Annotated in this window: 18 protein-coding genes; 7 read left to right on the top strand and 11 right to left on the bottom strand. The window is 68.2% G+C overall.

The features are described 5' to 3' along the window. The 3 genes from LJE69_RS11410 to ald form a co-directional block, all read left to right on the top strand. On the top strand, positions 1-1,431 hold a 1,431-nt coding region (locus LJE69_RS11410; protein WP_296925040.1), incomplete at its 5' end, for a YifB family Mg chelatase-like AAA ATPase. Positions 1,432-1,433: 2 nt separating this feature from the next. Then, the gene (locus tag LJE69_RS11405) at positions 1,434-3,377 is read left to right on the top strand and encodes an ATP-binding cassette domain-containing protein (protein ID WP_296925037.1); all 1,944 of its coding nucleotides are present in this window, start codon (positions 1,434-1,436) and stop codon (positions 3,375-3,377) included. A gap of 345 nt (positions 3,378-3,722) precedes the next feature. Beyond that, positions 3,723-4,859 carry an alanine dehydrogenase gene (ald, locus tag LJE69_RS11400; RefSeq protein WP_296925035.1) on the top strand — a complete coding sequence of 379 codons (1,137 nt, stop codon included), beginning with the start codon at positions 3,723-3,725 and terminating at the stop codon, positions 4,857-4,859. A 320-nt stretch (positions 4,860-5,179) separates the two neighbouring features. Here ald and LJE69_RS11395 read toward each other — a convergent pair whose 3' ends face one another. Then, positions 5,180-6,043: a sulfurtransferase gene (locus LJE69_RS11395; RefSeq protein ID WP_296925032.1), complete on the bottom strand. Its 864-nt coding sequence runs from the start codon at positions 6,041-6,043 to the stop codon at positions 5,180-5,182. 350 nt (positions 6,044-6,393) lie between these two features. On the opposite strand from LJE69_RS11395, the gene LJE69_RS11390 reads away from it, so the two are divergent. Then, positions 6,394-7,758: a carbohydrate porin gene (locus LJE69_RS11390; RefSeq protein ID WP_296925030.1), complete on the top strand. Its 1,365-nt coding sequence runs from the start codon at positions 6,394-6,396 to the stop codon at positions 7,756-7,758. A gap of 361 nt (positions 7,759-8,119) precedes the next feature. On the opposite strand, the gene LJE69_RS11385 is transcribed toward LJE69_RS11390, so the two are convergent. Beyond that, positions 8,120-8,797 carry an exonuclease domain-containing protein gene (locus tag LJE69_RS11385; RefSeq protein ID WP_296925028.1) on the bottom strand — a complete coding sequence of 226 codons (678 nt, stop codon included), beginning with the start codon at positions 8,795-8,797 and terminating at the stop codon, positions 8,120-8,122. A 261-nt stretch (positions 8,798-9,058) separates the two neighbouring features. Then, complete coding sequence (locus tag LJE69_RS11380; protein ID WP_296925026.1) at positions 9,059-10,924, bottom strand: putative nucleotidyltransferase substrate binding domain-containing protein; 1,866 nt, start codon at positions 10,922-10,924, stop codon at positions 9,059-9,061. Between the two features lie 507 nt (positions 10,925-11,431). Between LJE69_RS11380 and LJE69_RS11375 the strand changes: the two genes are divergently transcribed. Beyond that, the gene (locus LJE69_RS11375; RefSeq protein WP_296925023.1) at positions 11,432-11,665 is read left to right on the top strand and encodes an ATP-binding protein; all 234 of its coding nucleotides are present in this window, start codon (positions 11,432-11,434) and stop codon (positions 11,663-11,665) included. 326 nt (positions 11,666-11,991) lie between these two features. Further along, positions 11,992-12,477, top strand: a complete 486-nt coding sequence (locus LJE69_RS11370) for a DsrE/DsrF/DrsH-like family protein (protein WP_367114664.1) — start codon at positions 11,992-11,994, stop codon at positions 12,475-12,477. Positions 12,478-12,708: 231 nt separating this feature from the next. Here LJE69_RS11370 and LJE69_RS11365 read toward each other — a convergent pair whose 3' ends face one another. The 8 genes from LJE69_RS11365 to LJE69_RS11335 form a co-directional block, all read right to left on the bottom strand. Beyond that, positions 12,709-14,070, bottom strand: a complete 1,362-nt coding sequence (locus LJE69_RS11365; protein ID WP_296925019.1) for a phosphatidylserine decarboxylase family protein — start codon at positions 14,068-14,070, stop codon at positions 12,709-12,711. A gap of 94 nt (positions 14,071-14,164) precedes the next feature. Then, positions 14,165-14,407 carry a PIN domain-containing protein gene (locus LJE69_RS21015; protein WP_367114663.1) on the bottom strand — a complete coding sequence of 81 codons (243 nt, stop codon included), beginning with the start codon at positions 14,405-14,407 and terminating at the stop codon, positions 14,165-14,167. Beyond that, on the bottom strand, positions 14,373-14,609 hold the full coding sequence (locus tag LJE69_RS11360; protein ID WP_296925016.1) for a CopG family transcriptional regulator: 237 nt from the start codon (positions 14,607-14,609) through the stop codon (positions 14,373-14,375). The genes LJE69_RS21015 and LJE69_RS11360 overlap by 35 nt, the downstream gene beginning before the upstream one ends. A 155-nt stretch (positions 14,610-14,764) precedes the next feature. Further along, the gene (locus LJE69_RS11355) at positions 14,765-15,244 is read right to left on the bottom strand and encodes a hypothetical protein (protein WP_296925013.1); all 480 of its coding nucleotides are present in this window, start codon (positions 15,242-15,244) and stop codon (positions 14,765-14,767) included. A 55-nt stretch (positions 15,245-15,299) separates the two neighbouring features. Further along, complete coding sequence (locus LJE69_RS11350) at positions 15,300-15,449, bottom strand: hypothetical protein (RefSeq protein ID WP_296925010.1); 150 nt, start codon at positions 15,447-15,449, stop codon at positions 15,300-15,302. A gap of 66 nt (positions 15,450-15,515) precedes the next feature. Next, complete coding sequence (locus tag LJE69_RS11345) at positions 15,516-15,647, bottom strand: hypothetical protein (protein WP_296925008.1); 132 nt, start codon at positions 15,645-15,647, stop codon at positions 15,516-15,518. Between the two features lie 28 nt (positions 15,648-15,675). Then, entirely contained in the window at positions 15,676-17,496 is a 1,821-nt protein-coding gene (locus tag LJE69_RS11340) for a sodium:solute symporter family protein (protein WP_296925005.1), read from the bottom strand. 15 nt (positions 17,497-17,511) lie between these two features. Next, complete coding sequence (locus LJE69_RS11335; RefSeq protein ID WP_296925003.1) at positions 17,512-17,766, bottom strand: DUF4212 domain-containing protein; 255 nt, start codon at positions 17,764-17,766, stop codon at positions 17,512-17,514. 1,002 nt (positions 17,767-18,768) lie between these two features. On the opposite strand from LJE69_RS11335, the gene thrC reads away from it, so the two are divergent. After that, positions 18,769-20,115: threonine synthase (thrC, locus tag LJE69_RS11330; RefSeq protein ID WP_296925000.1), on the top strand; the 1,347-nt coding region annotated here is incomplete at its 3' end.

Below are 20,115 nucleotides of genomic sequence, written 5' to 3'. Positions count from 1 at the left end.
CTGCCGGAGCTGGCGGTGAAAGAGAGCCGCGATCGCGTGCGCGGCGCCATCGTCCAGGGCCGCTTCGATTTTCCCGCCGGGCGCGTGACCATCAACCTCGCGCCCGCCGACCTGCCGAAGGAGGGCGGTCGCTTCGACCTGTCCATCGCCGTCGGCATCCTTGGCGCCTCGGGCCAGGTGCGCACCGAGCAACTGCCCAACCTGGAGCTCCTCGGCGAGCTCGCGCTCACCGGCGCCCTCAGGCCCGTGTCCGCGGTGCTGCCGGCGGCGCTCGCCGCCCGGGATGCCGGCCGCGCCCTGGTGCTGCCGCGGGCCAACGCCGACGAGGCGGCCCTGGTGGACGGGCTCGACATCCTGCCCGCCGAGCACCTGCTGGAGGTCTGCGCGCACCTCAATGGCGACGCCGTCATCGTTCCTTACGCTGCACCGGCGCTGCGCGACCAGCGGCCAGCGTATCCAGACCTGGCCGAGGTGCAGGGGCAGGAGCACGCCAAGCGCGCGCTGGAGATCGCCGCCGCCGGCGGCCACAGCCTGCTCTTCATCGGCCCGCCCGGCACCGGCAAGTCCATGCTCGCGAACCGCCTGCCGGGCATCCTGCCGACCCTGGCGGACGACGAGGCGCTGGAAGTGGCTGCCATCCGCTCCGTCAGCGGCCAGGCGGAGTTGGACCCGACGCACTGGCGCGAGCGGCCGTTCCGCGCCCCGCACCACACGGCCTCCGGTGTCGCGCTGGTGGGCGGCGGCAGCACGCCGCGGCCGGGGGAGATCTCGCTGGCGCACTTGGGCGTGCTGTTTCTCGATGAGCTGCCGGAGTTCGATCGCCGCGTGCTGGAGGTGCTGCGCGAGCCGCTGGAGTCCGGGCGCATCCACATCTCCCGCGCCGCGCGGCACGCGGAGTTTCCGGCGCGCTTCCAGCTGGTGGCGGCCATGAACCCCTGCCCGTGCGGCTATCTCGGCGATCCGCAGGGCCGCTGCCGCTGCACCGCCGAGCAGGTGGCCCGCTACCGCGCGCGCATCTCCGGGCCGCTGCTGGACCGCATCGATCTGCAAATGGAGGTGCCGCGGCTGCCGGCGGAGCGCCTCGTCACGCGGTCGGCCGAGGTCGAGTCGAGCGCCGCGGTGCGCGCCCGCGTCGAGCAGGCCCGTGCATGCCAGCTCGAGCGCGCCGGCTGCACCAATGCCGTGCTGGACGCGGGCGCGCTGGAGCGGCACTGTCCGCTGGACGCGCAGGGGCGGCAGGTGATCACCCAGGCCATGCGCCGGCTGTCGCTGTCCGGACGGGCCTATCACCGGATTCTGAAGGTGGCACGGACCATCGCGGATCTCGCCGACAGCGACGCCATCACCGTGGCGCACCTGAGCGAGGCTATCTGCTACCGCCGGCTGGACCGCGGCGGTGCACAGCCGCAGACGAGTCGTGGAGGCCTTTGAGTATGCTGGAGTTGTCCGCCATCACGCTGCGCCGCGGCCCAAAGCTGCTCCTGGAGAGCGCGGACCTGCGCGTGCACCCGGGCCAGAAGGCGGGCCTCACCGGCGCCAACGGCTGCGGCAAGTCCAGCCTGTTCGCACTGCTGCGGGGCGAGCTCGCCCCGGACGCGGGTGACGTTTCGCTGCCGCCGGATTGGCGCATCGCTCATGTCGCCCAGCAGACGCCGGGTGGCGAGCGTGCGGCCATCGAGCTTGTCATCGACGGCGATGCCGAGCTGCGACAGGTGCAGCACGACCTCGCCGCCGCCGAGGCCGCCGGCGACGGCGTGCGCCAGGCCGCGCTGCACGGCCAGCTCGAGGCCATCGGCGGCTACACGGCGGAGAGTCGCGCCGCGCGGCTGCTGCATGGCCTGGGCTTTGCTGTGGGCGACGAGCGGCGCCCCGTGTCCAGCTATTCCGGCGGCTGGCGCATGCGTCTGGCGTTGGCGCAGGCGCTCATGTGCCGTTCGGACCTGCTGCTGCTGGACGAGCCCACCAACCACCTGGACCTGGACGCCGTCATCTGGCTGGAAGGCTGGCTCAAGGCGTATCCCGGCACGCTGCTGCTGATCTCCCACGACCGGGACTTTCTGGACGCCGCCGTGGACCGGATCTGCCACATGGAGCGACGCGGGCTCAAGGTCTACACCGGCGGCTATTCCGCCTTCGAGCGCCAGCGCGCCGAGCATCTGGCACAGCAGCAGGCCGCCCACGAGCGTCAGCAGCGCGAGATCGCGCACATGCGCTCCTTCGTCGACCGCTTCCGCGCCAAGGCCACCAAGGCGCGCCAGGCGCAGAGCCGACTCAAGGCGCTGGAGCGCATGGAGCTCATCGCGCCGGCGCACGTGGACTCGCCGTTCCGCTTCGACTTCCGCCAGCCGCAGGCCAAGCCCGACCCCTTGCTGCGGCTGGAGCAGGTCAGCGCCGGCTACCCGGAGCGCATCGTGCTGTCCGGCGTTTCCATGAGCCTGCGTCCGGACGACCGCATTGCGCTGCTGGGTCCCAACGGCGCCGGCAAGTCCACGCTCATCAAGCTGCTCGCCGGCCGGCTCGAGCCGCTGGCGGGTCAGCGCGAAGCGGCGCAGGGCCTTGTCGTCGGCTACTTCGCCCAGCACCAGGTGGACCAGCTCGACCCGGCCGCCTCCCCGCTGAAGCACCTGGAGCGGCTGGAGGCCGAGGCCGAGCGGTGCGGCGCCAGGCCGGCCACAGAGCAGCAACTGCGCGACTTCCTCGGCGGCTTCGGCTTTATGGGCGACCGCGCCAGCGAGCCCGTCGCGCCCTTCTCGGGTGGCGAGAAGGCCAGGCTCGCGCTCGCGCTCATCGTCTGGCAGCGCCCGAACCTGCTGCTGTTGGACGAGCCCACGAACCACCTGGACCTGGACATGCGCCTCGCGCTGAGCGAGGCCCTGCTCGGCTTCGACGGCGCGCTGGTGCTGGTCTCGCACGACCGCCACCTGCTGCGGGTCACCTGCGACACCCTGCTGCTGGTGGATGCGGGCGCCGCCGCGTCCTTCGACGGCTCCCTCGACGACTACCCCGCCTGGCTCGCCGCCCGCGCCAAGGCAGCGCAGAGCGACGCCGCCGCGGCCCAGGCGCCCGCGGCGTCGGGCAACGCCGACAGCGCCACCTCCCGCAAGGACCAGCGCCGCCGCGACGCCGAGCAACGCGCCCGGCTGCAACCCTTGAAGCATCGTCTACAGCTGCTCAATGCCGACGTGGAGCGCCTGACCGCCGCGCGCGACGCCTTGGAGCAGACCCTCGCCGACCCCGCCCTCTACACCGACGACGCCAAGCCCCGGCTGCTCGCCCTGCTCGGCGACAAGCAGCGGATCGATGCGGACCTGGAGCAGGCCGAAGCCGACTGGCTCGACGCCGCCGCCGATCTGGAGGACTTGGAGCAGGCGCTGTGAGTCGCCCCGCGCGGCGCGGTCGCGGCCGTTGACTGAGCGGAATGCTCACGGATGCTCTCGTTTTGTCGCTCAGGCACCACGCGCCCGATCCGCGGCTGGGTAACAATGAGGTCCGAGCACTCGAACAACGCGCTCACGACCCGGTGCGCGTGCACCAACGAGTTACGTACGATGTAGGCGGCGATGGCGTCAAACATCGTCGAGCGCCTCCGTCGCCAAGATTACTTCTCCAGGAAGGGTGGATGAAGCGAAGCGCATCCACCGTCGTTCGGGGTGCTCCACAACCGCGCGGCGGTGTATCGTCCACGCATCGTCCGTTCGAGCCGCGCCGTCGAGGAGGCCCCGGTGATCATCGGCATCCCCAAAGAGATCAAGCCTCAGGAGCGCCGCGTTGCAGCGGTGCCAGCGCTGGTGCACGACCTGGTGGAGCAGGGGCACGAGGTGTTGGTGCAACAGGGTGCCGGCTTGGGCGCCGGCATTGCGGACGATCAGTTCGCCGCTGCCGGCGCGCGCATCGTGGCGGATGCGAGGGCGGTCTGGGATGCGGCGGAGCTGGTGGTCAAGGTCAAGGAGCCGCTGCCGGAGGAGCACCCACTGATCCGGCCCGGCCAGGTGCTATTCACGTATTTTCACTTCGCCGCGAGCCGCGCGCTGACCGATGCCATGCTCGCCAGCGGCGCCCATTGCTTTGCCTACGAGACACTCACCGTGCGGGGCCGCTTGCCGCTGCTGGCCCCCATGAGCGAGGTGGCCGGGCGCATGGCGGTGCAGGCCGGCGCCTTCTACCTGGAGGCACACAACGGCGGCCGTGGCCTGCTGTTGGGCGGCGTGCCCGGCGTCGCGCCCGCCAATGTGCTGATCCTGGGCGGAGGCAGCGTCGGCACCGAGGCCGCGAAGATGGCCGCCGGACTCGGCGCCAGCGTCGTCGTCATGGACATCGATCTGGACCGGCTGCGGCACCTGGCCGAGATTCTGCCCGCCAACGTGACGACGCTGGCCAGCAGCACCCACGCGCTGCGGGAGTTGCTGCCGACGGCGGACCTGGTGATCGGTGCCGTGCTGGTGAGTGGCGCCCGCGCGCCGGTGCTGATCCGCCGCCGGGACCTCGCCCTGATGCACGACGACGGTGCGGTACTGGTGGACGTGGCCATCGACCAGGGCGGCTGCTTCGAGACCAGCCGGCCCACGACCCATGCGGAGCCCACCTTCGTCGTGGACGGCGTGCTGCACTACTGCGTCGCCAACATCCCCGGCGCGGTGCCGCGGACGGCGACCTTCGCACTCACCAACGCCACCAAGCCCTACGTCGAACTGCTGGCACTGCTGGTGAGTGAGCAGGGTGTCGCCGCGGCCGCCGCGCATCCCGTGCTCGGCACCGCCGCCAACGTCCTGGCGGGCGAGTTGACCCAGCCGGCGGTGGCCGACGCCTTCGGTCTGCCGTGGCGGGCGCCCGAAAAGGTCCTGGCGCCAAAAGATGGCTGAGGTTCGAGTGCTTGGCAGGAGTGCGGAGTGCAGGAGTGCGGGAGTGCGAAGGGTGCCTGTGGGAGCGGTGTCCCCTCCGCGGCTGCGCAGAAGGTGGACGCTGCCGGCCGAAGTCAGTGAGACTTCTCCCCTAGCCCCTAGTGCAGCGTTTCACCTAACTTTGCCTTTGTTGTCGTTGTCGTTGTCGAGTATCCGACCACGACCACGACCACGACCACGACCACGAGCACGAGCACGAGCACGAGCAGAGACTTCGACCTGGTTTCTCGGCTCCGGTCCCACCCGAATTGGCGCCCCGCAAAATTGCCTGAAACGGGGTACTAGCCCCTAGCCCCTCTTGTGATAGGGCGGTCCGGCGAGCGAATCCACTCGCTCCATGAGCCGGCGTAGAGCCGCGAGCCGGCCAATCCTGCCAACTCCATCGCCAGCAGGTTGTGGCAGGCGTTAACGCCGGAGCCGCAACTGTGGGCGAGCCGCGTCGGGGGAATGCTGCCCAAGGCATCGTCGAACCTGCGCCGTAGCACCACCGCCGGCAGAAAGCGCCCGTCCGGGCCAAGGTTTTCGGTGAAGGGCAGATTGATGGCCCCCGGAATGTGGCCGCCCACGGGGTCGATGGGCTCCTGCTCGCCGCGGTACCGCTCCGGCGCGCGAGCGTCGATGACCTGCACCGCGCCCGTCGGGAGGGCTGCCGCCAGGGCGTCGGTGGTGATCCAGAGCGAGTCGTCCGGCTTGGCGGACAAGATCGCAGGTGTCGGCTCGGGCACCATGGTGGTCAGTGCGCCACCGCCCGCCTGCCAGGCGCCGATGCCGCCATCCAGCACCGCCACCCGATGGTGCCCCAGCCAGCGCAGCAGCCACCACAGCCGCACCGCGAAGGCGCCCCCCAGGTCGTCGTAGACCACCACGTCCGTGTCGTTGCCCACACCAGAGGCCCCGAGCCAGCCGGCGAGCAGCGCGGGCTCCGGCAGCGGGTGCCGGCCCGTGCCGGTGCGCACGGGACCGGATAGCCGCTCGTCCAGGTGCGCATAGATAGCGCCCGGCAGATGCCCAGCGGCATAGGCGTGTCGCCCAGCCTCGGTGTCCTTTAGGGAGAATCGGCAGTCGAAGACAGCGAGCCGTGGGTTGCCGATGCGCTCACGCAGTGCCGCAGCGCTCATGAGCAGAGGAAGGGGGTGGGTGGCCATGTGCGCGGACCTCGTCTGTGTGGTGTCCGGCGCAAGCTTACCGCGTGCTTGCGTTCGCCGAGTCGCCGGTCGGAGCGGCGCCCTGTGGCGTCGATCGCACTGTACCTTTGCGTGAGTTAGGCTACACTGTCCGTAATTCGCCACATCCGTTGGTGGTCGGCGGTGTGCGGTTTGGGCGGCAAGCGTCTGTTTCGTTTGGTTTCGGTCTCGCGACTGCCCACGAACGATGATGTTGTAAGTAGAAGCTTTCGGCCCTGGGGCAGGGCTTGGAGCATCAGTCTAGTAGCGTATTTGCAACGCTTATGCAGGCTTGAGGGTGCAGGGCAACAGGGTACTGGGCGATGACGAAGATGCAACGCTGCACAGCCAAGAACGGGATCAGCAGGGCCGGCCGGGTCCACAGTCATGATGCTCATCGTGCGCGGCGTCTCGGCGCCGGTGCGGGGCTTGCGGTGCTCGGCGCGCTGGCCGCAGGCGTCGCCGGCGCGACGGACTACCCGACGAGCGACTATCTCACCGGCAACTGGGGCGGACTGCGGGATCGGTGGCAGCAGGCCGGTTTCGAGTTCTTCCTCAACTACACCACGGAGCCCATGTGGAACGTCGCCGGCGGCGAGAAGCGCGGCGGCACCTACCTGGACAATATCGGCGCTGACTTTCTGTTCGATCTGGAGCGCATCGTTGGCCTGCCCGGGACGCATTTTCTGGTCAGGCTCTCGCAGCGCGACGGCGACAGCGTGTCCGCCGATTACATCGCGCCGAGCGAGGGCGGCAACCTCTTTCCGGTGCAGCAGATCTACGGCGGCCAGACCTTCAAGGTCGTCAACGTGCAGTTCAATACCCGGCTGCTGGACGACCGCCTCGACTTCGCCTACGGGCGCATCGTCGCCAACGACGACTTCCTGCGCTCCGACCTCTATTGCCAGTTCCTGAACAACGCCATCTGCGGCAGCCCGAAGGCGGTGTTCTTCGAGGACCCCTTTGCGTTCAGCGCCTATCCGTCGGCGCAGTGGGGTGCGCGGGCGCGCTTCGACACGGGCGACGATCGCTGGACCGTCCAGGCCGCCGTCTACGACGCTGATATCAACCTCCAGCACGGCGACCCCTCGGCCAAGCCGCACAACAAGCACGGCGACAGTTGGGCCTTCGGCAACAACGGCGTCGTGCTGGCCGGCGAGCTGCAGTATCACCTGAACCCGAATGCGGACAGGGCTCTGCCCGGCATCTACAAGCTCGGCGGCTACTGGATGAACGGTGACTACCGCAACATCAGCCAGACCGACGGCAGCACCGTGCAGGGCAACGCGATGCTCTGGCTGCTGGCGGACCAGATGCTCTACCGCGAGGCGCCGGGCGGCGATGAGGGGCTCTGGGGGTTCGGTGCCTGGATCAACAGCCGGGAGGATCGCGTCAACCTGCTCGATGATCAGCTCAGCCTGGGGCTGGTCTATCGCGGCCTGCTGCCGAGCCGGCCGCGGGACAGCCTCGGTTTCGCCTTCACCCGTGGCTGGGTCAGCAACGAGCAGAACGTCGCCCGGCTGGCGCAGGGGCTGCCGACGCAGCACGCCGAGTCGGTCTACGAGCTGAACTACAAGTTCGTGCTCGGCCGCGGCATCACGTTCGAGCCGGACGTGCAGTACATCCAGGATCCCGCCGCCACCGGCGAGATCAATGACGCCTGGGCGGTGGGTGCGCAGATCACGCTGGATTTGTGATCGAGCCGCGTCGCCGCCCGGCGCGACCCCGGGCATGGGTCGTGCGTTCTCCGGCGCCGAATCGATCGGCCGGCGCCGGTGGACGTGCGGCCCATCTTTTTTGGAGGAGCTAGCGAGACGCTGCCTCAGACCGACGAGCCATGAGCATCGCTCTCGCAGTCCGAGCAGCGATCGTGGTCGTGGTCGTGGTCGTAATCGGATACTCGACAACGACAACGACAACGACAACGACAACGAAAGCAAAGTTGGGAGAAACGCTGCACTAGGGGAGCGGGCTGCTGCACGGCGGCGTGCAATGTCCGCCCCGGTGCCGGTCTGCTTGTCATCGCGGCGCGGACGCCGCTCCCACGGGTCCGCCGTCCTACAGGAAGTCGCCGAGCGCCATGCCGCGGCCGCTGTCGCGGTGTGCGGCCTGGGCGAGGAACAGCTCCGCCGCCGAGAGCGCGTCGCTCAAGGCGTTGTGGGCGCCGTGCCGCGGCAGGTTGTAGCGCTCGCACAGGGCGTGCAGGCGCAGGTCGGACGCCTTGAAGGGGATCTGCCGGCGCTCCAGCAGCCGCCGCGCGACCGCCTGGGTGTCGATGGCGCGCACCAAGAGCCCCTTGCCCCAGAGCCGCTTGCAGGCCCGGCCGAGGAAGCCGAGCTCCACCCGCGCGTGGTGGGCGATCAGCACCCGGCCGGCGAGGTCCGCCAGCAGCTCCGGCAGTGCCGCGGACAGCTCCAGGCCGCGGGCCGCCTCATCGTCCGTGATCTGGTGAATCACGGCGCTGTCGGCCGGGATCGCCCCCGCCACCCGCAGCAGCCGGTGCCGGGCGCTGCCGAGGCGGATGCGATTGCCGTCCACCAGCACCCAGCCAATGCTCAAGATCTGGTCGCGACGGGCGTCCAGGCCGGTGGTCTCCAGGTCTACGGCCACGTACCGGGCGTCCCGGTAGTCCAGGCCGGGCCGCGGGAAGGGTGTTGCGAGGTAATCCCGTAGCGGGCAGTCGCCCAGCCGCCGCAGGCGCAGGCGCCGGCGCCAGTTCAACAGCAGGCCGGTCATTGCGGGTACTTCATGGGGTGATGGGATTACGCTGGTTCGGGGGGCTGGCGGATGCGCTTCGAGATCGTGAACGTATTGCTTGCAACGCCGAAAACGAGCGGATCGTAGGTCGGGTTAGCGCAGCGTAACCCGACCTACGCCGAATACTTTCGCGGTCTCTTTGCTTGTCCGTCCTCCAGCTCGGCATGCAGCCGGTGCCTGCCTGGCGGCGCGCCGAGCCGCCTGCGGCGGTCTGCGGCGGGCGTGCGCGGCCACGCTGAATCAGGCAAAGCGCCCGGCCTGGTAGCGTTGCCCGAGGGACTCCTGAATGGTGTTGATGAGCGCGAAGGCGTCCTTGAGATGGCCGCGCTCCAGTGGCGAGAGGTCGTCCGGCGAGAGAAAATTGTCCGCCTTTTCGCCGCGCCTGAGCTGCTCGGCCTGGTGGCGCATGCGCAGCGTGCCGATGAACTCGTGCGCGTCCACCAGGTTCGCGGCGCCGTCGGCGCTGAGCGCCTTGGCGGCGCCGGCGGCGCGCAGCCGCTCCAGGGTGTTGGTCTCCTGTAGCCCCGCGGACAGCGCGTAGACCCGCGCCAGGTCCACGATGGGCACGATGCCGCGGTGCTTGATATCGAAGGTGTGGTCGTGCTCGCCGCCACGGATCAGCACGAAGTTGCGGAAGAAGCCCAGCGGCGGGCGATGCTTGAGCGCGTTGGCGGCCATGTAGGCGATGTAGATGGTCTCCTTTTTGGACAGGGTGCGTATGCGCTCGGAGAGCTCGCCGAAGAGCCCCTCCGGATCGTAGATGGGCCGCAGATCGAAGAACACGCTGGAGAGCATCAGCGCCATGGGCTCCGGGCGCTTGATCCAGGTGTTGAAATACTTGGTCCAGATCTTGAGTGGTTGGCGCCACTTGTCGTTGCGGGCCATGACGTCGCCGGGGCAGTAGATATAGCCGCAGGCGTTGAGGCCGTCGTTGACGCGTTGGGCCAGCATGCGGAAATAGGCGTCGTCCTCCGGACTCAAGTGGTCCGCGATAAGGAGCGCGTTGTCCTGGTCCGAGTGCGATGACTGCTCGCGCCGCGCCTGGGAGCCGCCCGCCATCCAGCAGTAGGGTACCGGCGGCGCGCCCAGCTCCTCTTCCGCCAGCTCCAGCAGCCGCAGCGTGATGGCGTCGGTGACGGCGGTAATGGCTTGGCCGATCTGGCTCGCCGTGGCGCCCGAATGCACCAGCTGGATCTGCAGCTCCCCGAGCTTGCCGCTGATGGCCGCAAGCGTCTCTACCGAATCGGCCTTGTGAATGTCGCCCACCAGGTAGACCGCGTTGGCGCTCTGTACCCGCACCAGGTCGGACGTGGAGACCACGCCGCGCACGCCTTGCTCGTCCAGCACTGGCAGGTGGTGCACGTTGAGCCGCGACATGGTGATGAGCGCCTCGAAGCCGAGCGTGTCGTCGTGCACCGTGTGCAGCCGCTCGGTCATGATGGCGCGCACCGGCTCGGTGGGCGGCAGACCCGCGGCGAGGCAGCGGTTGCGCAGGTCGCGGTCGGTGATCATGCCCACCAGACGGCCCTGTTCCGTGATCACCAGCGAGGATACCCTGGCCTCGCTCATGATGCCGGCCGCCTGCTGGATGCTGATGTCCGGACTCGCCTGCACCAGCGGGCGGCTCAGCAATTCGCCCACCTGCACCGTCATCAGCGCGGTGCCGGCGGTGTCCGTCTTGATAGCGTCCAGCGCCTTGCGCAGCCGGTGCGACATAGAGTCGTCGAAGTGCTCGGCGAAGGCCGGGTGCTCCGCACGCAGCCGCTCCAGTTCCGCGCAGGGGAGCAGGTAGACCAGCGTGTCCTCCGCGGTTTGGCCGCTCAGCGCGGCCATGTCGGTGTCGTCCTTGCCGCAGGGAGAGGGGCAGAGGTCCCCCTCCGCGAGCTTGCTGATGAGGCCGCCGTCGCCGTCGCGGAGCTCCACCGCGCCGCGGTGCAGGATGTAGAGGCAGGGCTCGGCGTCGTCGCTGGGCGGAAAGGCGGAGCCACGGCGCAGGTAGCGCACCGTGAGCCGCTTCGGCAGCAGGTCCAGCTCGGCGTCGGGCAGTTGGTCGAAGGGGGCGTGGTTGGCCAGGAATTCGCGGATCTCGATCAGTTCGACGTCCATCTGCGCCTCGTCGGATCATGAACACCGGCAGCCACCGCCGCCGGCACCTCCGGAACGATACCGGAAACAGGCGAGGTCGGCACCACGGTCGTGCACGGTGGCGGCCGGCGCGCGGCGGCGCAGTGGCTCCCCGCCGGCATGCGTGGGATATCGAGCCGTGTTGCGTAACGGCGCTGTTCCGGGCGTCGCTAGCCGATTTCCCGAGCGTAGCCGTCCAGTCAGGAGGCGCGAGCGACACCGGCCCCGCTGAGCGCACCGCAGCCATCGGCCGGGCCGTCCGTCGTCATCCGCAACCGGCAGTCATCGTCAGTTTGGCGTCACGGCTCTGCGCGCCGGGCCGGGAACTATACTTTTGATGGCGACACCGAACTCGCGAGGGACGCGTTGCGTGTGCCGAGCAAGATGCCACCCCTCTCTCCCTGTTGGGTCTGTGAGGTGGGCATGCGTCCCGAAGGCCGTGAGACAGTGGGTCGTCGATTGATTCGGCGGAGTTGCGGGAGGTCGAGCGTGAGCATTTCATTGTCAGACGTATTGATTCACATCGACGAGGCACTGAGCGCGGAGCGCCGTCAGGCGGTGGAGGCCAAGCTGCGGGATCTCGACGGGGTCGTCAGCGTCAAGATTCCGGACGACCGTCCGCACTTGACCCTTGTCGAATACCTGCACGAGAAGGTCGATTCGCGGCAACTGCTCTCCGCCGTGACGGGCGAGGGCGTGCACGCGGAGCTGGTCGGACTCTGATCGGGACGCCGCCCGACGGGGCGGTGCCCCGACTTGCGACCCGGCGTGCGAACCGGCCGGCGACCCGGACTTGCGAGATCCGAGGGTCCCCGGGAAGCGGCCTTGGCGCCGTCCGGAATGCCGGGCGGTGCATATCTGGCTTGCGCAACGGGCGTGGGGGTGCTGCTGCGCTCCCATGCAATGCAACCCGAGGGGAGGTCTATATGACCGCGGAGGAGCAACGCTCACCGGCGGCCGGCCCCCAGGCAATGGATCAGTGGTTCGAGGAGCGATTCGCCACCGCCATCGCGGAGTGGGAGGCCAAGCGTACGCCGTCATTGACCATCATGGTCACCAAGGGCAGCCTGGACTGGGCTTATCCGCCCTTTATCGTCGCCGCGACGGCGGCGGCCATGGAATGGCCGGTGACCATGTTCTTCACCTTCTACGGACTCACCCTGCTGAAGAAGCAGCTGGACCTCAAGCTCAGCGGGCTCGGCAACCCGGCGATGCCCATGAAGATTCCCTACGGGCCGCCATGGCTGCGCGGCGTCGAGTGGCCGATCCCGAATCTCGTGATGGCCGGTGTGCCGGGCTTCGAGCGCCTCGCGACGGGGATGATGAAAAAGACCCTGAAGGAAAAAGGCGTCGTGCCCGTGGCGGAGTTGCGGACACTGTGCGTGGAGAACGACGTGCGCATGATCGGCTGTCAGATGACCCGCGACCTGTTCGGCTGGGATACGGATCAGTTCATCCCGGAGGTCAGCGAATGGGCTGGCGCCGCGTCCTATCTCGAGATCATGCGCCAGAGCCGGATCAACCTGTACATGTGAAGACAGCCCGTGTAGGTCGGGCTGAGGGACGAAGCCCGACACCGCGCTCGATATCACCGCGGGTGCGTCGGTCGCCACTCCGTCTGCCCATGTGGGAGCGCCGTCCCCGGCGCGACGAGCGTCTGGCATCGTATGTCGGGTTAGCGATAGCGTAACCCGACAATCGACTGAGCTACAGCGCCGCGCCGCGTGGATCGCGCGCCGCCCGGGCCGGCAACGGCGTGGGCTCCCTCAGCCGCGCACGGTGGCGAGCTTGGCGCAGACGGGGATGTTCGTCGCATCCAGCCCGGGCTCGGTATGGTAGATGTCGAAGTGGAAGTCAAGCTCGACACCCGGACGGAACACCAGGCAATGGGTGGACCCGCCGAAATGGAACATGCCCAGCTCATCGCCCTTGCTCAGGTGCTGGCCTGCGCGCACGGTGATCTCGCACGAGGACACCTCGGCCATGCCGACGGCGATGACGCACATCAGACCGACGCTGGGCTGCTCGGCCTCGATGAAGATCACCGCGCGGGTCGCGACAGCCGTCAGGAACGGCTGTGAGTCATTTGGCGCGGACGGGTCGGCCCGCTTGGGGTGGACGAAGCCCTGAAAGCGGTTTTCCAGGTAATAGGAGCCATTGATGACGTAGCACTTCCTGACCGTGCCGGTCACCGGGCTGTTCCAGCGGTGATAGCTCAGCGCGCTCAGGAATGCCTGATAGATGGTGCCGCCCGCAAACTCCGCCGCCAGCGGGTCGAAGCCCATCATGTCCTGCAAGGAATAGGGTTGTCCCTTGAGCCAGAACTCCGCCGCCTCCGAGACCTCGTGCACCACCTGCAAGGGCGCGGACTCACAGGCGTTGGCCACCTCGTTGTCGCCGGACGCCACCGGGCGGACCCCATCGACGAAGCGGCGGGTGAAAAAGTCGTCCCAGGACTTGAAGCCGTAGTAGTCGTCGGTCGGGTCGCAGACGAAGAAGTCCTCGAACGGCCGCTTTCGGCACGCCGCCTGGTCGTCCGCCGCCTGGCAGGCCACGTCCACCATCTCTTGCCGCGCCGTGGGGCTGAGCCAGGCCAGCACCTTGGGCGTGCGCTCGGGGAAGCTCTCCACCAGCACCGAGCGCGACGCCGGTGACACCAGGTACTCGTTCCAGTAGCCGAGGACCTTCTTGAACTGCTGGTTGACCAGCATGTTCGAGAAGACGTCGTAGCCGAAGCGGGTGCCCATGGGCCAGTCCAGCAGGGCGTTGATGGGAAACCCGATCAGACCGCAGGGCGATTCGGCGCCGGCGCCGCCCGGGCATTCGGTGTACTCGGGCGCCTGGGTCATGATGGCGTTCAGCAGGACCAGGAACTCGTCGAAGGTCCGCACCTCCGGCGTGCCCAGCGGCGTCTGCTGGCGGAGCAGCGCTGCCTCCTTGAACATCGCCTCGACGTTGAAGCTCAGCACCGGGTCGCTCGCGACCAGAGCCTTGAGCACCTGGATTGGCGGCGCCAATGGCCGTGGCGCCGCGCTCACCCGCCGTTTGAGGTCGCGAATCCAGCCGTCGACCTGCTCCTGGCTGCGCGGCAGCCAGCCGCCCGCCCGATGATGCGTGATCTCGGTCATGATGCCGCCTCCGCAGTTTGCGACGCCGTGCGTCCGGGATTGAGCCACGCCGACGCCAGGATCGTAGCACGCAGACCGTCGACGCTCGGGTCGGCTAGGGCTGGGACCAGTCCTCCACGGCCAGCCCGGCAACCCGCTCGAATTCGGATCTGTTGGCCGTGACCATCACCAAGCCGTTGGCGAGGGCCGTGCCCGCAAGCAGCGCGTCGTAGGGTCCGATGGGGGCGCCCTGTGCCCGCAGCGCGGCACGGATGCGGGCGGTCGCGCGTGCTGGTAGGTCACGGGTGGGCCTCGGCTGCGAGCTAGGCCAGGGGGTCGTCCTCGGCGGGCTCGAGATGGGCGCGGTACTGCTCGAAGGCGGGGGCGTCCGCGACGCCTTCGAACTGCTCCACGGCCGCGGGCCAGCCCTTGCACTCGGCGCGGGCCAGCCAGTCGGCAATGGCCTCGCGGATGAGCGCATTGCGCGAGCGGCCGGTCTGCTCGGCAAGGCGGTTCAGACGCTTGCCGATCTCATCTTCCAGGTACAGGTTGAAGTTCACCGCCGTTCGACCCCTCGCTCGTATAACCTGGCTACAAGTTATGCCCTGGCCGGCGTCACGGCAAGGGCCGGCCCGCGCTCGCCGGGAGCGTGCGGTGGACCCGCGAGCGGCATCCGCCGATCGAGCTGCGTAGCGCGGATTTCGGGCTTCGTTCCTCAGCCCGACCTACGACGGCCCCGTGCCCAGTCTCTGGCGCGTGCGAGTTGGATGCAGCGCGTCCGCCGTCGCCGCGCCGTCAGCGCTCGGCCGGCGGCGTCCGCGCGGCCGGTGCGAGCAGCCGGTCCGGGTCCAGGTCCGCGAGCGCCGCCGGGCCTTCCACGGTGATGGTGGTCACCTCGACGCGGCGCTCCACGCGCAGTCGCCGCGCGGTCGCGATCAGGACCTCGGCCTTCGGGCGGTTGCGCAGCCCGCCCGGCGATGTCCATGGCGGCCAGCACGCCCGGCGGGATGCTGAACACCAGGGCCGCGCCGGCGATGGCCAGCGCCGGGTCGATGCCCCGGGTGACAGCTGTCTCCGCCGTGCCGGTGGCTGCCGGGTCCGCCGCCGGCAGGGCATCGAGCCCCAACGCCGCGGCCAGCTCGCCGGCGGCGGCCTCGGCGTCGTCGCCGGTGATGGTCAGCGCGAGATCGGTCATGGGTCGGGCTCCCTTCGCTGGATGGCCGGGTTGCGACTCCGGCGCTGGTGGCGTGTCACGCGTCCGCGTCCGGGCAGGTCATGCCCGCCTGCGCCAGGATCTGCTCGATTTGGGCCGCCTCCGGCAGGCGCAGGCGGCGGGCGTCGGCGAGGGCGGTGCAGAGGAGGGTGTTCGCCTCGGCGCGGTCGTTCGGTTCTGCGCGCATCGCGAGCATCTGGGCGAGCATTGTGCGGTCGACTAATAGGCCTTGGACGTCTCCAAGCGCTTGGTCCTAGGGCAAGACCTCGTCGCGATAGAAACGGATCGCCTCGTCGCGTTTCCCCTGCATGAAGGCAATGTTGGCGATCATCGCTTGCTGACCCATACCCGTGCAAAAAAAAGCCCCGCGGATGCGGGGCTTCAAGGTCAATGCGTTGTTATTCGACTTGGGCTCAGTGACCCACGGCCTCGCCGGCGCCACGCGGCACGCGTACGTCCTCCACCAGGTGCTGGATGTGCTCCGGCGGTGCGGCAGTGACGGCGCGGACGATGAAGGCGGCGATGAAGTTTACCAGCGCGCCGACGGCGCCGAAGGCGTTCGGCGAGATGCCGAAGAACCAGTTCTCACCCATGCCCCATTGCGGCATCAGGAACTCGGTGCCGGGGATGAAGAAGATGCCCTTGTGCTGGAAGACGTAGAGCAGCGTCACCGTGATGCCCGACAGCATGCCGGCGATGGCACCCGCCCGATTCATCTTCTTCATGAAGATGCCCATCATCAACACCGGGAAGATGCTCGATGCCGCGAGGCCGAAGGCGATGGCAACGGTACCGGCCGCGAAGCCTGGCGGATGCAGCCCGAGATAGCCGGCGACGAGGATCGCGAAGATCATCGATACGCGGCCTGCGTTCAGCTCCGCCTTCTCCGAGATGCCTGGCATGAACACGCCCTTCAGCAGGTCATGCGAGATGGCCGAGCTGATGGCGAGCAGCAGACCGGCCGCGGTGGACAGCGCCGCCGCGAGACCACCGGCGACAACCAGGGCGATGACCCAGGCGGGCAGGCGCGCGATCTCCGGGTTCGCCAACACCATGATGTCATTGTCGACCTTGACCATCTCGTTGCCTTTCCAGCCCAGCGGCTCGGCTTGGGCCGCGGTCTCGGGGTTGGTGTCGTCGTAGTACTGCACCAGTCCGTCGTGATTCTTGTCTTCCCAAGCGAGCAAGCCCGTGGTTTGCCAATTCTTGAACCAGGCCGGGAGCGAGTCGTAGGGCTGCGGCTCGAAGCCGGCGAGCCCCGATTGTTCGGTGGCAGTCTCCTTCTGCTTCATCAGCGTGTCGGTGAAGTTCATACGCGCCATGGCACCTACGGCCGGGGCCGTGGTGTACAGGATGGCGATGAACACCAGGGCCCAGCCGGCCGAGTAGCGGGCATCGGAGACCTTGGGCACGGTGAAGAAGCGGATGATGACGTGCGGTAGGCCCGCGGTGCCGATCATCAGCGACAGGGTGTAGGCGAACATGTTCAGATAGCTGCCCATCACCTGCGTCGTGTATTGCTTGAAGCCGAGCTCCGTCACCACCTGATCGAGCTTGCCGAGCAGCGTCATGGCACCGTCGGATGGCGCGTAGTGGCCGCCGAGACCGATCTGCGGGACCGGGTTGCCGGTGAGGATCAGGGAGATGAAGATGGCGGGGATGGTGTAGGCGAGGATCAGGACCACGTACTGAGCGATCTGAGTGTAGGTGATGCCCTTCATGCCGCCGAGCACCGCGTAGACGGCGACGATGCCCATGCCGATGTAGAGACCTAGGTCGTAGCTAGTCTCGAGGAAACGCGAGAAGGCGACGCCGATACCCTTCATCTGGCCGATGACGTAGGTGATGGACGCCAGGATCAGGCAGATGACGGCGACGATGCGCGCCGCCTTGGAGTAGTAGCGGTCGCCGATGAACTCCGGCACCGTGAACTTGCCGAACTTGCGCAGGTACGGCGCCAGCAGCAGCGCCAGCAGCACGTAGCCGCCGGTCCAGCCCATCAGGAACACGGAGGCGCCGTAGCCCTCGAAGGCGATCATTCCCGCCATGGAGATGAAGGACGCGGCGGACATCCAGTCCGCGGCCGTGGCCATGCCGTTGGCCACGGGATGGACGCCCTTGCCAGCGACGTAGAACTCGCCGGTGGTGCTGGCACGCGCCCAGATGGCGATGCCGATGTAGAGCGCGAACGTCGTACCGACGATCGCGTAGGTCCAGATATCGAGATTAGACATGTATTGCGCTCCCGGTTACTCGTGCACGTCGTATTTCTTGTCGAGGCGGTTCATGCTCGACGCGTAGACGAAGATCAGGACCAGGAAGACGTAGATCGAGCCCTGCTGTGCGAACCAGAAGCCGAGCGGGTAGCCGCCCAGCATGATGCTGTTGAGCGGCTCGACCAGGATGATGCCGAAGCCGTAGGAGACGACGAACCAGATGAAGAGCAGAATGACCAGGAGTCGGACATTCGCCTTCCAATAGGCGGCGCGGTTTTCGGGTGTCACCGTTGTTATCCCTCCCTCTGAAGAATTGTGATGGTTGGTGAACGGGAAACGCTGAACAGAGCAGCGTTCGCCTTGCAGGGTGCGTTTCCCTGCCATTTGCAGCGGTCCCCGTCCGCAAACCGGGCCGCTGAAAATGAAGCGATTCTGAAATCGGGGTTTCGAATCGCGTGCCGATCCCGGCCGATACCGGCTGGGGGGTGGCCGATGACCGGCGCCTTCAAGATGAAGACGGCAGGCGGGGAGGCCCTCGGTGGCGCACCGACGCGATGGAGCGAAACTGCGCGCGGGCTTGCCGGGGCGACCCCCTCAGTGTTGTTGTCATGCGCCATGACCGCGCGCGGGGCAGGGACATGGAGGCTGCGGCATTGTGTTGCCGTAAGTCATGAAGTGTCAACGGCAAAGCGCTGTATCGCCGTCTCTTGGTCGTGCGCATGTCAATACTGATCATTGATTCGATGGCCCAAGAGAATCGCCGAAATAGTCGACAGTTCCCGCGCGGTAGCACGCCCGCCCATTGTCTGTGCCGATAAGGCACTGAAAATCAAGGTGCTATTGGGCTGTCCGGGGTTGCGCGCCGACCGGGTTCCAGGCCGTTCTCGGCCGCGTCGGCGCAGGGTCCCGCAGAGGCGCGGAATATTCCGGGCGGACCGGATACGACGCCGTTTTTGGCCCTAATCTGAAGCGGGCGCGGCACGATCGTGTCAGGTTCTCCCGTGCAAGTCGGCGCGTTGTTTCGGGTCGCGCCCCGACGATGCCATCGGTGCAGGCTGATTGGCGCGCACCGAGCCGGCCCCGGCTCGCAGCCGCGGCTCGGTTTCCGGCGCGGAAATCTCCAGCGGCGTCGGGCTGCTGCCGGGCGCGCCTGTCGCGGACTTGACCTAGTGCGCCCTGCGCCCGGCTTCGTGCTTGCGCGTCAAGCGGCTTTTCCCTAACTTGCCCGTTTCTGATCGCGTTTCCCAGTGCAGCCGCGCCCGGGCGTGCGGCCCGCTCCAGAGAGGCTCTATGCGTTACATCAGCACCCGCGGCGGCGTCTCGCCAGTGGGCTTCGCCGAGGCCGTCATGATGGGGCTCGGTACCGACGGCGGACTCCTGGTCCCGGAGCGCCTGCCCGAGGTTGGCGCCGAGCAGCTCCGTGCCTGGTCATCACTGCCGTTTCAGGCGCTGGCGCTGGAGGTGCTGACGCCCTACGTCGGTGACGAAATCCCGCGCGGCGACTTGGCTCGGCTCATCGAGCAGTCCTATGCCGGCTTTTCCCACCCGGAGGTGACGCCGCTGCGCCGTGTCGCAGACGGGGCCGGCGGGCGCACCTACCTGGAGCTCTTCCACGGCCCCACCGCGGCGTTCAAAGACGTCGCGCTGCAACTGCTCGGCAACCTCTTCGAGTACCTGCTGGAGCGTGACGGCGGGCAGCTCAACATCCTGGGTGCGACCTCGGGCGATACGGGGTCCGCGGCCATTTACGGCGTCCGTGGCAAGCCACGCATCAATATCTTCATCCTGCACCCGAAGGGCCGCGTCTCGCCGGTGCAGGAGCGGCAGATGACGTCGGTGCTGGACGCCAACGTCCACAACATCGCCGTGCGTGGCACCTTCGACGACTGTCAGCACCTGGTGAAGGCGCTGTTCCGCGACCTGGACTTCAAGCGGCGCCATCACCTCGGCGCCGTGAATTCCATCAACTGGGCGCGCATCCTGGCGCAGACCGTCTACTACTTCCATGCCTGGGGGCGGCTCAGCGGCGGCGACACGGCGCGCCGGGTGAGCTTCGCGGTGCCCACCGGCAACTTCGGCGACGTCTTCGCGGGCTATCTGGCGCGGCGCATGGGGCTGCCCATCGACCGGCTGATCATCGCCACCAACCGCAACGACATCCTGAGCCGCTTCGTCGCCAGTGGTGTCTACGCCAAGGGCCAGGTCTTCCATACCCTGAGTCCGGCGATGGACATCCAGGTGGCCTCCAACTTCGAGCGTTACCTGTATTACCTGCTGGACGAGGACGCTGCGGCGGTTGCCGCCCTGCTCGGCGACCTCGAGCGCACCGGCGAGCTGAGCGTGGATGCGGGACGCCTCGCGCAGGTGCAGGCGGACTTCGGCGCGGCTTCCGTCAGCGATGCCGAGACCCTGGCGCAGATCCGCGACACCTTCGACGCCAGCGGCTACATTCTGTGCCCGCACACTGCCGTGGGCGCGTTCGCGTCGCGCGATGCACCCGACACCGTCGTGCTCGCCACCGCGCACCCGGCCAAGTTCAACGAGGCCGTGCGCGAGGCCATCGGCCGCGAGGCGCCGCCGCCGGCGTCGCTGCAGGGGCTGCTGGACAAGCCCGTGCGCTGCGCGGAGCTGGAGGCC

It is taken from the genome of Thiohalocapsa sp. (assembly GCF_022340605.1).
Taxonomy (GTDB): domain Bacteria; phylum Pseudomonadota; class Gammaproteobacteria; order Chromatiales; family Chromatiaceae; genus Thiohalocapsa.
This window is presented reverse-complemented; position numbering and strand designations above follow the sequence as displayed.

Bases quoted from the DNA above. Each gene is read 5' to 3' on its own strand.
- LJE69_RS11405 (WP_296925037.1), top strand. From the start codon at position 1,434: ATGCTGGAGTTGTCCGCCATCACGCTGCGCCGCGGCCCAAAGCTGCTC.
- LJE69_RS11395 (WP_296925032.1), bottom strand. From the start codon at position 6,043: ATGGCCACCCACCCCCTTCCTCTGCTCATGAGCGCTGCGGCACTGCGT.
- LJE69_RS11390 (WP_296925030.1), top strand. From the start codon at position 6,394: ATGCAACGCTGCACAGCCAAGAACGGGATCAGCAGGGCCGGCCGGGTC.
- LJE69_RS11385 (WP_296925028.1), bottom strand. From the start codon at position 8,797: ATGACCGGCCTGCTGTTGAACTGGCGCCGGCGCCTGCGCCTGCGGCGG.
- LJE69_RS11380 (WP_296925026.1), bottom strand. From the start codon at position 10,924: ATGGACGTCGAACTGATCGAGATCCGCGAATTCCTGGCCAACCACGCC.
- LJE69_RS11370 (WP_367114664.1), top strand. From the start codon at position 11,992: ATGGTCACCAAGGGCAGCCTGGACTGGGCTTATCCGCCCTTTATCGTC.
- LJE69_RS11365 (WP_296925019.1), bottom strand. From the start codon at position 14,070: ATGACCGAGATCACGCATCATCGGGCGGGCGGCTGGCTGCCGCGCAGC.
- LJE69_RS11355 (WP_296925013.1), bottom strand. From the start codon at position 15,244: ATGACCGATCTCGCGCTGACCATCACCGGCGACGACGCCGAGGCCGCC.
- LJE69_RS11350 (WP_296925010.1), bottom strand. From the start codon at position 15,449: ATGCGCGCAGAACCGAACGACCGCGCCGAGGCGAACACCCTCCTCTGC.
- LJE69_RS11340 (WP_296925005.1), bottom strand. From the start codon at position 17,496: ATGTCTAATCTCGATATCTGGACCTACGCGATCGTCGGTACGACGTTC.